Origin of the sequence: Vibrio sp. T3Y01, from assembly GCF_013114525.1 — a bacterium.
GTDB lineage: Bacteria > Pseudomonadota > Gammaproteobacteria > Enterobacterales > Vibrionaceae > Vibrio > Vibrio chagasii_B.
Map to the genome: position 1 here is coordinate 43,757 of NZ_VTXJ01000023.1, position 12,759 is coordinate 56,515.

Here is a 12,759-nt window from a genome sequence, read left to right on the forward strand (position 1 = left end):
CATTCACGCAAGCGCGTTAAATGAATAGCTAAAACATTGCCGATCGAGCTCAAACTGTTCTACTCGAATTCAAATTGATAGAGAAGGTCGACCGCGCTGTCGAGACCCGAAACGGCTTCAACGTAGAGATCCTGCATCAATCGATAACGAACGGTAAACTCACCAAGCGAATTGAAGATACCAACGCCATACTTAACCTGTAAACCAGGCAGGATGTAACCACTTACCGTGACTTGTGAGTCGTCGCCAGAGCCTGCGGTATCCAGTTGCAAATCTTGTACACCAAAGGCCTCACCAATCTCACCAACGACCTTACCGCTCTTCGCTAAGCTTAAGCCAATTAAGGTCGTTGTCATTGAGCCATTCGACTCGCCATCAATATCTTGACCGCGCAAGATGTATGAAAGAGCATTTGCTTGCGGCATCGCAGGATCAGAATAAATCTCAATGGCTGGCTCTATCGCAGGCCCTGTCACTCGAATACCAGCTGTCACATCATCTTGAGTATTGTCAGGGTTACGAATCGCATTGATCGCAACGTATGGCTGATCCGGAGGCCCATTCATTAAGATTTTTCCCTCTTCGATAAGCAGGTCTTGTCCAAACGATTGGTAGGTACCGTTAACGATGTTGACCTCGCCCGTCACAAACGGGCCTTGGTCTTTTTGAGCCACATTCAGTTTACCGACCAATTCACCTTCAAGGCCGAAAGCGGACAATTTAAAGTCATCACCGATTGAAATATTAATATTGGTCATCACATTAAATGGAATGGTCGATTCACCTTCAGGTTGCAGGTCTTTATTCAAAATAACCTGATCAGAAGAAACACCAACTGCAGACGGTGGCAGGTCTTCAACGACAATGCGGCCCCACGGTAATGCAATGTCACCAGTAATTTTTGCAAGCTCAGGCGTAACGTCTATGGTCATATCAGGGACGACCTTAACCTTGACCATAGGTGGAACAACCACCATCAACTCATCAGCAAACACCCTAACATTCGAATGCCATGCTTGGAGATCTTGCCACTCACCAGAGCCTTCGATATCCAACTGACCATCTGGTGTTTCCACGTTAGCGTCAAGCTTGGCGCTATAACCATTAAAGTCGAGAGCAATGCGGCCATCCTTCACATCAATAGGAGTTACATCACCTTTGACTTGAATTCCATCCACAGAGAATTGACCAAAAACTTGAGGGTGCATCAAAGAACCTTTCACCTGCAGGTCACTCGCAAGGTCGGCTTTCAACAAGCTGTATTCACCTAAAATTGGCTGTAAGAAATCCAAATGGAAGGTCGTCAACTTAATCGCAGCATCGACCATTTTATCTTGTGCAAGAACATCAGGCAGCGACACGGTACCAGACAGGTCACCGTTATCGGAAACATCCAGTTTGAAGTCTGCATCTAGCTTGTTGTCTTTCAATTGAGCATTTAGGGCAATGCTCTCCCAACCGATTGTGATTGGCTCACCGACTTGCTGTACAGCCTGACCTTTTGGCATATCAAGGTTTACTGTTACCTCTGGCTGGCCTTGTTCCGACCACTTAGCATGAGCTTTAACATTTACTAAGCCTTGTAGCTCAGTCTCTTTTGGAACAAAGGCTTTAATCTGATCGAAGTCGAACTGATTGATTGCAATCTTAGCCTCACCCGACTTCCCAGCACGGATGTCTTCGTCCAGACACACACTCGAACCAGCTTGCTTCCAACAGTGCGCTTGAACATCAGCAAACTGATTGTCGACATCCGCCTTAATAGATACAGGTTTATCAAGCACCCAAGGGCCTTGTTGAGTGGTGACTTTTACTCGGTCTAAAGAGCCATCCCAAATGAGAGAAGGCTTCTGAATCAACTCGCCAGAAATTGCTAGGCTTGTAGAGACAATGTCAGATATCACATCTAGAGTCACAGTGTGCTTTTTCTCACCGCCACTCACGGTCAAATCAATGCTTTCGACGTTTTGTTCTTGATAAGTTAAATTTTTAGCCTTTAAAGCAAGGTCAGCTTGCGCTTCGGGTAACGGAAGTGGGACCACAGAACCATTAAGTGATAATGACTCAAGCGTTGCCTCGTTATTCCAGTCCACCTTATTTACATTCAGTGTCAGGTCGACCTTAGGCTCTTGAGTTGGACCGCTAAGTTGGATGTTACCAATCACTTGTCCTTTCAAATCAGGAACACTTTTCACCAGCTCAGGGAAATAAATATCAACACCCATATCCCACTGTTTATCAAGCTGCCCCTGAGCCTTAATCGAGTTCACACCGTGCGCCAAACTCAAACCACTGGTTTTCAGTTTAGGCTCACCGCTGGCGCTGCGATCAGATGCCGACAACTGACCTTCGATATCTAACGGGTAATCACGCAAGATACCTTCAATATCAAGCTTAGGTAGCTCAATGGCCCAGCCCCCAGCCTCAGTCAATTCACCCGATGTGACTAAACTACCGCTAATATTGCCCTCAGCTTCTGGCCACTGCAGACCAGGTTGAATATCTTTAAGGGTCACATCCGCTTGCCAATTAACGAGCTTTGCCCAGTTAGCTTTGACCGCACCATTGAGCTCACCGCCCAAGGTGTTCAGTTTCAGTCGCTCAAGCTCTATTTGCTCAGTGGTACCTTTACCTTGTAGGTCGATGACTAGAGCTGGGATTTCATTACCATCGGCTTCGCCCTTGAGCTGAACATTAAAGCCATCTAATGAGCCATCAGCCTTAAAGCGCTCAATTTCGGCTTGGTAATCACTTTTACCAGTTAGGGGCCATTGTGCTTGTCCATCTTCTAACAGTAAATCAAATGGCAGCGTCGGCTCTAAAGGTTGAAGTTCTCCAGAGAGCTTGGCTTCTATCAAGTCAGAAAACTGCGAGTCGAGCTGCAGCTTAGCCACACTCCCCTGTGCTTTCAGTGATAACTTCTGACCAGCAAGGTCGGTGTCCTTCACCTTAGCATCCAATGAAAGCTCTAAAGGATAACCATCTTTAAGCTCAACCTTAGTAGAAAGGTTCGCGCTCGCCTGCGGCATATCGAGCTCAAGTGTTGAAACATCCACTTTATGCCCGCCCGCTTGAGCTTCGAGTCCAAGATGATTGACAACAATTGGGGTTTCTTGCACTAAGGTGAAGTGATTTAAATCAAAGCGCTCTAACACAATCTGTAACGGAATCCAGACCTCAGGCAGCTCAATTGCTGTTTTCACCGCAGGCTCTGGTTCGACAGGTTCTGCCTGTGGTTCTTCCGTCGATTCAGCAATTTTTACTTTAAGGTCATTGAACAGGGTTGGCGATACCGTAAGCTTTTCACCCTGCATACTCAAAGCAGTTGAAAACAAACCCCATTCAATCTCATGACCCAAGATATTCAGTTTGATATCAGACAAAGCAATACGATTGATCACGATTGGTAGCGGTGTTTTCAGCGATGTCACTGGCGGAGTCGGCTCTGTCTCTTCTTCAGAAGCTGGAGGTAATTCCGTAAATGCGAAGTCCAAACCTTGAATCGCTAAGCGGTCGACACACAACTTAGGGTCGAGTAAACAGCGAGGATTAATAGCCAATACCAGCTTTGCCACTGTGGTATCGATATGGAGGCTATCATCTTTGAATTGAACATTATTAAGTGTGAAGTTCGGGAACAGAGCACCTTTTGTGCTCTCCACTTTAAGTTGTGGCAGAGCTTTTTCAGCGCCCCACAACACAGTGTTTAAGCCAGGGTTTGTAAACAGTACAAAACCGAGCAGGGCTATCAACAACAGCAAAATAGACGTCAAGGAAATCGACGTCCATTTTATGCATTTGCCCATCACTTTGATCATAATTCTGGCCCTAAACTAAAGTGCAGTTGGAACTCGTCACCTTTCTTCGCATCTAGGCCCCAAGCAAAATCTAAACTGACAGGGCCAACCGGCGATGCCCAACGAACACCGACGCCGGTACCGTGCTTCCATTCTGGCGTATCATTGAATGCATCACCAATATCGTAGAAAGCCGCTCCCCACCAATTTCCAACCAAACGGTATTGATACTCAAATGAACTGGTTGCAATGAACTTTGCACCGGTTAGTGCACCACTTTCATCTCGAGGAGAGATCGACTCATAGCCATAACCTCGAATACTGTTATCACCACCAGCAAAGAATCTGAGCGAGGGAGACAGTTTCTCAAATTCATCGGCAAAGTTACCACCAAATTGAAGGCGGGTTAGACCACGATGGTTATTACCAATGCTACGAATCCAAGCCGTTTGTCCTTGAAAACGTACCACCTTGGTTTCCGACAATAAGGTATCATCACCCGCCTCAACCATGATGGTTTGTTTATCCCCCCACATTGGCATCGAGCCACCACGAGTTCGAGTTCGTGAAAACGAAATACCCGGCAAAACGAATTGCGCCAAATCGTCTTGTAAACCTTGCTCATAGTTTTCAACCAAGTATCGAATGAACACGGTGCGCTGCCAGCCATTATCAAGGCGCCAATACCTTTCTAGCGCTAGGTTCGATTCCAAACTTTTGGTATCACGGTTATCCAAGTTTTTCATACCGTACTTAACTTGATAGTAGTCGTTCAGCACGTCATCCAGAGGGATTTTATAGGTAGCAGTAATCGTCTGTTCAGGTTTAGAAATCGACAGGCTGCTATTGAAGCTATGGCCTTGTTCATTAACCCAAGGTTTTTTCCACTTCAGAGTGCCTTTTACGCCAAGGTCGGTGGATACACCGATACCCGTTTCAATTTGGTTACGCGCTTGAGGAGCAAGGCTAACCTTCATTGGAATTTCTCGACCTTCACCCAGTTGACTTAAATCTGGTTCAACAAAAACCGAAGAGAACCAATCGGTATTGGACAGGTTTTGGTTGTACTCGCCAACCTTAGTAATCGAGTAAGGTTCACCATCTTTAAACGGCTTGAGCGATTGAACCCTATCATCTTCTATTTGGCTGCCCGTTACCGTGGTAGTGCCAAAGTGATAACGAATACCACTGTTGTAGTGAAGGCGAATGTAAGCTCGATTCAACTCAGGAGCCACTTCTAGCTTACTGAGCTCATACGAGCCATCGAAGTAACCTTTGGCTAATCCAAGGTTGCGCATCGATGATTTCAAAGAGTCGTAGTTACCATGATTGAGGATCGAACCTTTGGATAGCTTACTCTTAGCAATCAAGGCTAAAAAATCTGGATCATCTTTGGCTTCCCCGCTCAGCACGATGTCTGATTCGTAAATAAGAACGGGCTCTCCCCGATCAACAGTTACAGTCAGTTCAGTTTCATCTTGGGAGTGAGAAAAAGTGATAGTCGGTTGGTAGTAACCTAACGCATTGAGTGCTTCTTTAATCATAGATTCCACGCGAGACTGGAACCTTAATGAAATCGCATATTCTTCTTCAGGCACAGCACTTAGATAAGCATCAACATTATCTTCTAGCGCTCCATCAAGCCCTTTAATCTCAAGGGAAACGTCAGCAAAAGCGAGCGTCGATGACAATAGAGTGCCAAACAGAACTGGTAAAGTTTTTCTTATCATGCTTAATTGGTGAAGAAGTTATCAATACGTTAATAATCAAAAAGAAATAATACCGCTAAAAAGGCATTGAGTCTGTAAGAAATCCTGTAATAACACGGTCTAATTTAAAGACTTATTTAATACGAACCAAGAGCTAAATACGCCTACAGTTACAAAAGCCGACACGGTAAACGTATGCGAAAAGGAATATAACATGCTAAACAAACAACAACTGGTTTCCGCAGCAACCGCATTACCGGGAAATGCAGCTCCAATTCAAATTACTGAGCGCCATTTCGTTAACCAAACGGACTTACTCGCCGCTCCTTCTGGTTCCCAACAACAAGTGTTATTAGGTATGGGATGCTTCTGGGGCGCTGAGCGCCTGTTCTGGCAATTGGACGGCGTTATCTCTACGTCCGTTGGCTACGCTGGTGGTTACACTAGCAACCCAACCTATGAACAAGTGTGTACCGGACAAACTGGCCACACTGAAGTCGTTCGTGTCATTTTTGATAGCGAGAAAACGTCTTTAGCACAACTACTTGAGACCTTCTGGGAGCGTCATGACCCAACTCAGGGGATGCGCCAAGGTAATGATTTAGGTACACAATACCGCTCGGCTATCTACACCTTCAGTGAAGAGCAACAAGCCATTGCTGAACAATCTCGCCAAGATTACCAAAGAGCCATTACCGATTCTTTAGGCAACGAAATCACAACGGAAGTTCTGCCTGCAGGGAAATATTTTTTTGCTGAGACCTACCACCAGCAATATCTAGCCAAAAACCCTAACGGCTACTGTGGATTGGGCGGAACAGGCGTTTGCTTCCCACCACAATAAAGGGCAGTCAGGCTGTACTACCTTAAACGATATCCATAAAAAAGGGCTTCCATTCGGAAGCCCTTTTCGCTGTTAATCTATTTGAAGCAAGACCAATCAATAAAGCTTAATTACATCGGCATAGCAGCAATCGTGCCGTTAACTTCTTTAAAAATAGTGAGCTTTTGTTTATCTGAAACTTCAGGGAGCAGCACTTTACCATGGTCGAAACGGAACTCTCCGACACCTTCGATGGCAAACTGGCCTTTGAATAGGACTTTAACGAAACGCGCCACCTGATGTGGGCGGTAAGTAGAAAATTTTCTTAACATATTACAACCTCAATTCCATTTGAGTACTACTGTCACGCACCTGAACACGACCGTATTCTAAGCACATTTAATCGCTAATTCCTTTAGCAAACAGCAAGATAATCTGTTGTTCATCTTGATATCGTTGCATTATACCCTTTGGTAACAAGCCTGCAACTTATTTCTACATCGTACGATAAAAAAGTTAAAGAGGCATTTTTCAAATTTCATATTATACTTCCAATGCAAACCAACAAGCGGAACAAAAATATAATGAAAAACAAAACTCTACTGGCTTTATTAGCCGCAGCCTCTCCACTCTTCGCCAATGCTCACAACTTATCTGTAGGTTCAACTCTTCCTGCCGTTGATGTTAGCAACTATGGTGAAATCGTACTAAAAGACGGAGCTACAGGATATCAAGCTTGGGCAACCAAGGATCTTCTGGGTAAAGTCCGTGTCGTTCAAGCTATCGCAGGCCGCAGCAGCTCTAAAGAGCTTAATGCACCACTGATGGCAGCAATTACAGCATCCAAATTTTCAGAAGATAGCTACCAAACCACCACCATTATCAACCAAGATGATGCAATCTGGGGAACGGGCTCTTTTGTAAAATCATCAGCTGAAAGCAGCAAAGAAGAATTTCCATGGTCGTCTATGGTTCTTGATGAAAATGGCACCGTTGCTTCGTCTTGGGCTCTAAAAGAAGAGAGCTCAGCAATTATCGTGCAAGACAAACAAGGTAAAATCTTGTTTGTGAAAGAAGGCGCACTTAACGAATCAGAGGTAACGCAAGTTATTGAATTGATTAAAGCGAGCCTTTAATCAGATATTCGCGTCTTTTTCGAGACCTTATCAAAGGATATTGTTATATTATAACAGTATCCTTTTTTAATTCTGTGGTTAATCATCCTGATGTGGCAAGACACACCCAACAATGTGAAACGAAAAACAGGCTTCTTGCTTGGGCTTATGCTCATGCTAAGCGTGTTAGCAGCAACACATATGGTGGATATTGACCCAGAGCACCACACCTCACACCACTGTGAGCTGTTTTCCATAAATCAGTTCATTACCTCGCACTCGTTGCCACAAGTTCCAGAGTTTCATTCAGAGTTTACTGTTGTTATCACGGAGTCAGTAACCTCACTGCAGCGCCTGTATTTCGCTTATCTAGCGCGCTCTCCTCCTGTCAAAATTATTTAATTACCACTACTTTTTAATTAACCTTTATTCAGGAAAAAAACATGAAACCTTCTATTTTAGCCGTTGTTATCGGCATGACTGTCTCTACTAATGTTCTAGCTAACGAAGAGTTCCGCTCTCACGGTGCACACGTGCATGGTCAGGTTGAAGTAAACATTGCTCAAGACGGACAAGAACTGCTTGTTGAAGTGACAGCCCCGGGTGCAGACGTAGTTGGCTTTGAACATGCTCCAGAAACAGCAGAGCAAAAGAAAGTGTTTGAACAAGCTATCGCGCAACTAAACAAGCCAGACGAGCTATTTAGCTTTAACAACGCGAACTGTACTCTGAAATTTAAATCAGTGTCGAACACCTTAGAAAGCGATCATGATGAGCATGAAGGACATGACCACGCTGAGCACGATCATGATGACCATAAAGACCATGACCACGCTGAGCACGATCATGACGACCACAAAGACCATGACCACGCTGAGCACGATCATGATGACCATAAAGACCATGACCACGCTGAGCACGATCATGACGACCACAAAGACCATGACCACGCTGAACATGATCATGACGACCACGAAGGTCACGACCACCACGATCATGAAGGTCATGACCACTCTGAAGGTGGCCACGGTGAGTTCACGGTTGAGTACCACTACCAATGTTCAGATGTAGCTAAGCTAGACACAGTTAACACTCAGTGGTTCTCTAAGTTCAGCAACACTGAAAAAATGACGGTGAACCTACTAACAGATACCGCTCAAGTACAAGAAGTTCTTAACGCAGAGCGCATTAGTTTTCGATTCTAACCACTCCTAGATCGGATTAAACGTAAATAAGCAGCCAAGTAAGTACCTACTTACTTGGCTGTTCAAATCGGTGTGCTCTAGGGAATTTATGCTTCTAATTGCTGTCCAGTAGATACACCGCTTTAATTATTGGAGCTCGCATGTCTTCTGACACTTCATCACTTGTGGTCAAACTCGAAAATATTAGCTTTCGTTGGAAGCCTGAATTACCACCAACACTAGAGATCCCTTCTCTGCACATCCAAGCTCAAGAGCACCTTTTCATAAAAGGGCCAAGTGGTTGTGGCAAGTCTACATTGCTAGGGCTGCTGACTGGAATCAACCAAGCCGAGCAAGGTGAAGTCTCTATTTTAGGTCAAGATCTGACTCAGCTTACACCTCGTCAAAGAGACAAATTCAGAGCCGACCATATAGGTTATATCTTCCAGCAATTTAATCTGCTTCCTTACCTATCAGTAATCGATAACGTGACGCTTCCTTGCCAGTTCTCAACTATTCGCAAACAACAAGTCACAGAAAGTAAGAACAGCCTACAAGCCACTGCTCAAGATTTATTACTACGACTAAAGCTGCCTCAAGCCCTAATGGATAAACCTGTTACTGAGCTGAGTATTGGCCAACAACAACGTGTCGCCGCAGCCCGTGCCCTAATTGGCCAACCTAAAATCATCATTGCAGATGAACCAACATCCGCATTGGATCATGACAACCGAGAAGCCTTTATCGAACTGTTGCTAGAACAAGCTAACCAAGCTGGTTCTACTCTTATCTTTGTGAGTCACGATCCAACACTCGAAAAATTGTTCACTCGAACCATAGATTTAAAAACCGTTAACCAAGCTAAGGTTGTCGTATGAAAGTAATTACTCACTTAGCCTTAAAAAGCGTACTCAATCGTAAAGCCACAGCTATTCTGACCATTCTTACCGTGGCAGTGTCTGTCATTCTATTGCTCGGCGTAGAGCGCGTGAGAACCGAGGCCAAGAGCAGCTTTGCCAATACTATTTCAGGTACTGACTTGATCGTCGGTGGCCGTTCTGGCCAGGTAAACCTTCTGCTTTATTCTGTATTTCGAATTGGCAATGCGACCAACAATATCGACTGGAAAAGCTATCAAGAATTTAGCCAACACAAAGCCGTAAAGTGGGCGATCCCTATTTCATTGGGTGATTCTCATAAAGGCTTCCGTGTGATGGGTACTAACCATAGCTACTTTGAAAACTACCGCTATGGAAGTAAGCAACCCCTTACTTTCCAGCAAGGTAAAGAGTTTAATGAACTATTTGATGTGGTGATTGGTGCCGATGTCGCGAAAAAGTTAGATTACAAGATTGGCGATCAAATCATTCTTGCACACGGTATCAGTGATGTGGCGTTCAGCCGACACGATAACCTACCCTTCAAGATTGTCGGAATACTCGCACCAACAGGAACGCCAGTAGACAAAACCGTGCATGTATCGTTAGAAGCGATCGAAGCAATTCACGTTGGTTGGGAGTCGGGTGCCAACCTAGGGCATACCCCAGATGCCGAAACCTTGAAAACCTACGATTTCCAGCCTCAGCAAATCACCGCGATGATGCTTGGTTTGAACTCAAAGATTCAAACCTTCGCACTGCAAAGAGAAATCAATAACTACCGTCAAGAACCGTTAAGCGCAATTATGCCGGGCATTGCTCTGCATGAATTATGGGGCATGATGGCCGTAGCAGAGCAAGCATTGCTGATTGTTTCAGGGTTTGTAGTGGTTGCCGGTTTACTAGGAATGCTGAGTAGCCTACTAACGAGCTTGCAAGAAAGACGTCGCGAGATGGCTATCCTGCGTGCAATGGGCGCAAGGCCTCGCCATGTATTTGGTTTGCTGATTAGTGAAGCCAGTGCTCTGACCTTCTTAGGCATCACATTAGGCGTTGCAGTGTTGTTTGCTCTGATCGCAGTAGTTGCTCCTATTGTGCAACAAAGTTATGGTATCAACATATCGATATCCGCAATCACACCACACGAGTGGAAATTGCTTATGCTGGTGCAAATTGCCGGAATAATTATCGGCTTCATTCCCGCTTTCAGGGCTTACCGCCAGTCATTGTCTGATGGCATGACGATTCGAATCTAAAATAGGAACCTACGATGCAACGCAAATTCCTACTGATACTTGGGCTAATGATGTTCCCATTTATCAGTACAGCTCACGCTGAAACACCTCAGAATGAGGAATCGGTATTAACACTCGAATGGATTGATTTGATTCCAGAATCAGAGCGCGCTCAACTAGATTCGTTTGGCATGCCGATGGTTGACCATAACAGTATGGAAAAGCCTCAACAGTCGACACTTGGCGCTGTTCGCCCCGAGCTAAATGGCAGTAAGGTTAAGATCCCAGGCTTTGTGATCCCATTGGAAGGCGATGAGAATATGATCACTGAGTTTCTGTTAGTGCCGTACTTTGGTGCATGTATCCATGTTCCACCACCGCCACCGAACCAAATTATTTACGTTAAGTTCCCTAAGGGCGCGCCAATCCAGCAACTATGGGATGTGATCTATTTGGTAGGTACGCTGAAAACAGAATCTATCAGTCACGATCTAGCGCAAACGGGCTATCTGATTGAAGGTACTGCAATTGAAGAATACGACGACATGTAGTCGTTTGGAGGGTGGCTCAGCGATGAGCCGCCGTCACTGAATAAACCAAGTTATTCAATAACAGTTTAATAACGATATTGTTCCTCTAAATTACGCAATGTAATTAGATAAATAAGCTAGCACACCCACATAAGTCGCGAGTAATAAACCTATACCAAGCTGCTTTTTCAGCTTGTTATCATTGACTTGATTCATAACTCCTCCTTGATAATTACAACAAATTTAACATTTTATTATCATTATCAAAAGTAAAATTTTGTTGAAGTCTTCAACTCTGCACGCAAAATCTAGCCACCAATCAGATAAAGAGTTACATTTTAGACAGTTATACCAATCACAGTAAGTCAGTGATCAGCAATAGCGTAGGGAAAAGCCTTGAGAGCAATGACTACGATTGGTATTGATTCGTCTCCTAACGGTACTCTTATGTCAGAAACCAAACAGCCAGTGATCATTGAGCATGCTAGCGACACACAGCACAAGCATGAGAAAAAGCCTCATATTGCCGACAGTGCCAGTCGAATGCTGCACATTGCCCAAAGCTTCGGTTTAGATTCCTTAATTAGTCATAGCGAAAAAACGAACGATAAAGCCGCTAGCACTCTGATTGAGCGAGCGTTATTGCGAGAGAAGAAACGTAAGGAGCTGCGCCAGAAGAACCTAGAGCAGATCCTGAAACTGGCCCACTCTTCATGTAAAGATGAAGCGGCTGGAGATCCAGATCAGGACTGGCTGTACCGCTTTTTCGATATGGCACAAGAGATCCACAACACATCAATGCAAAGGCTGTGGGCTCAGGTGCTGAAACGAGAAGTCACCAACCCAGGCTCTACGTCGATGAAGGCGCTACAAATCCTAAAAGATATGACACCAAAGGAAGCACTGACCTTGCAAAGAGCTGCTTCACTGGGTTGTAGCTTTGGTAGTGACAACAGTAAAAAGCTGTTGCTTGGTTTTAAGTCTCACGCAGGGCTGTTCAGTTTTGGTAAAAGAGACACCACCAACACCATTAACCTTGGGGGGCATAACCTGCCCTACTCTAGTCTTCTCCACTTGATTGAACTTGGCATTATTCTAGGCACGGAGCTAGAGTCTGGAGAGATCGACTTCGACCCAGCATTACATCTAACGTATCAAGGTAAGAGCATGTCACTGGCGCCGTTATCAAAAGGCGTGAAGTTGGTGTACTACCGATTCAGCCCTACTGGCAACGAACTATGTACCTTGCTTGGCAATAAACCCAACATGCCTTATTACGACCAACTGATTGCGCTATTGAGCCAAAAATTCACGGTGCAGACAGAAGTGAAAAGCAGTGTGAACTACACCGTCTAGATAATAGACGGTGTAAAAACTGAAAAATATTGAGAAGAAAAAAGAGAATCTAGAGGATAGGTTTCTTGTCTCGGTAGAGTAAGGCTGCACTGCTTTTGGCGAACAAGCAGACATGCTGATGGGCAGCCTTAG

Annotated in this window: 11 protein-coding genes; 8 read left to right on the plus strand and 3 right to left on the minus strand. The window is 44.8% G+C overall.

All coding sequences use genetic code 11. From position 1 onward, the window contains the following. Positions 1 to 59: 59 nt before the first annotated feature. Both F0232_RS20250 and F0232_RS20255 read right to left on the minus strand, forming a co-directional pair. Positions 60 to 3,818, minus strand: a complete 3,759-nt coding sequence (locus tag F0232_RS20250) for a translocation/assembly module TamB domain-containing protein (RefSeq protein ID WP_105057622.1) — start codon at positions 3,816 to 3,818, stop codon at positions 60 to 62. Continuing rightward, complete coding sequence (locus F0232_RS20255) at positions 3,815 to 5,527, minus strand: autotransporter assembly complex family protein (RefSeq protein WP_105057623.1); 1,713 nt, start codon at positions 5,525 to 5,527, stop codon at positions 3,815 to 3,817. The genes F0232_RS20250 and F0232_RS20255 overlap by 4 nt, the downstream gene beginning before the upstream one ends. A 193-nt stretch (positions 5,528 to 5,720) precedes the next feature. Between F0232_RS20255 and msrA the strand changes: the two genes are divergently transcribed. Further along, positions 5,721 to 6,350 carry a peptide-methionine (S)-S-oxide reductase MsrA gene (gene msrA, locus F0232_RS20260; RefSeq protein ID WP_105057624.1) on the plus strand — a complete coding sequence of 210 codons (630 nt, stop codon included), beginning with the start codon at positions 5,721 to 5,723 and terminating at the stop codon, positions 6,348 to 6,350. Between the two features lie 110 nt (positions 6,351 to 6,460). Here msrA and F0232_RS20265 read toward each other — a convergent pair whose 3' ends face one another. Beyond that, positions 6,461 to 6,661 (minus strand): DUF1107 family protein, encoded by a 201-nt coding sequence (locus F0232_RS20265; RefSeq protein ID WP_008220470.1) that lies wholly within the window; start codon positions 6,659 to 6,661, stop codon positions 6,461 to 6,463. 252 nt (positions 6,662 to 6,913) lie between these two features. Between F0232_RS20265 and F0232_RS20270 the strand changes: the two genes are divergently transcribed. The 7 genes from F0232_RS20270 to F0232_RS20300 all read left to right on the plus strand — a co-directional run bounded on the left by F0232_RS20270 (position 6,914) and on the right by F0232_RS20300 (position 12,627). Then, complete coding sequence (locus F0232_RS20270; protein ID WP_061033934.1) at positions 6,914 to 7,465, plus strand: YtfJ family protein; 552 nt, start codon at positions 6,914 to 6,916, stop codon at positions 7,463 to 7,465. Between the two features lie 90 nt (positions 7,466 to 7,555). Further along, positions 7,556 to 7,846, plus strand: coding sequence for a DUF2607 family protein (locus tag F0232_RS20275; RefSeq protein WP_105057625.1), 291 nt, complete (start codon positions 7,556 to 7,558; stop codon positions 7,844 to 7,846). A gap of 41 nt (positions 7,847 to 7,887) precedes the next feature. Further along, positions 7,888 to 8,649 (plus strand): DUF2796 domain-containing protein, encoded by a 762-nt coding sequence (locus F0232_RS20280; protein WP_171750963.1) that lies wholly within the window; start codon positions 7,888 to 7,890, stop codon positions 8,647 to 8,649. 140 nt (positions 8,650 to 8,789) lie between these two features. Next, a complete protein-coding gene (locus tag F0232_RS20285) occupies positions 8,790 to 9,506 on the plus strand; it encodes an ABC transporter ATP-binding protein (RefSeq protein ID WP_061033916.1) in 717 nt (238 codons plus the stop codon). Beyond that, positions 9,503 to 10,762: an ABC transporter permease gene (locus tag F0232_RS20290; RefSeq protein WP_008220483.1), complete on the plus strand. Its 1,260-nt coding sequence runs from the start codon at positions 9,503 to 9,505 to the stop codon at positions 10,760 to 10,762. Before F0232_RS20285 ends, F0232_RS20290 begins: the two co-directional genes overlap by 4 nt. A 14-nt stretch (positions 10,763 to 10,776) precedes the next feature. Further along, entirely contained in the window at positions 10,777 to 11,292 is a 516-nt protein-coding gene (locus F0232_RS20295; protein ID WP_061033917.1) for a DUF3299 domain-containing protein, read from the plus strand. Positions 11,293 to 11,718: 426 nt separating this feature from the next. Further along, on the plus strand, positions 11,719 to 12,627 hold the full coding sequence (locus F0232_RS20300; protein ID WP_032498533.1) for a TIGR03899 family protein: 909 nt from the start codon (positions 11,719 to 11,721) through the stop codon (positions 12,625 to 12,627). Positions 12,628 to 12,759 lie beyond the last annotated feature (132 nt).

Coding starts and splice junctions, on each gene's coding strand:
- F0232_RS20250 (WP_105057622.1), bottom strand. CDS start 3,818: ATGATCAAAGTGATGGGCAAATGCATAAAATGGACGTCGATTTCCTTG.
- F0232_RS20255 (WP_105057623.1), bottom strand. CDS start 5,527: ATGATAAGAAAAACTTTACCAGTTCTGTTTGGCACTCTATTGTCATCG.
- msrA (WP_105057624.1), top strand. CDS start 5,721: ATGCTAAACAAACAACAACTGGTTTCCGCAGCAACCGCATTACCGGGA.
- F0232_RS20265 (WP_008220470.1), bottom strand. CDS start 6,661: ATGTTAAGAAAATTTTCTACTTACCGCCCACATCAGGTGGCGCGTTTC.
- F0232_RS20270 (WP_061033934.1), top strand. CDS start 6,914: ATGAAAAACAAAACTCTACTGGCTTTATTAGCCGCAGCCTCTCCACTC.
- F0232_RS20275 (WP_105057625.1), top strand. CDS start 7,556: ATGTGGCAAGACACACCCAACAATGTGAAACGAAAAACAGGCTTCTTG.
- F0232_RS20280 (WP_171750963.1), top strand. CDS start 7,888: ATGAAACCTTCTATTTTAGCCGTTGTTATCGGCATGACTGTCTCTACT.
- F0232_RS20285 (WP_061033916.1), top strand. CDS start 8,790: ATGTCTTCTGACACTTCATCACTTGTGGTCAAACTCGAAAATATTAGC.
- F0232_RS20290 (WP_008220483.1), top strand. CDS start 9,503: ATGAAAGTAATTACTCACTTAGCCTTAAAAAGCGTACTCAATCGTAAA.
- F0232_RS20295 (WP_061033917.1), top strand. CDS start 10,777: ATGCAACGCAAATTCCTACTGATACTTGGGCTAATGATGTTCCCATTT.
- F0232_RS20300 (WP_032498533.1), top strand. CDS start 11,719: ATGTCAGAAACCAAACAGCCAGTGATCATTGAGCATGCTAGCGACACA.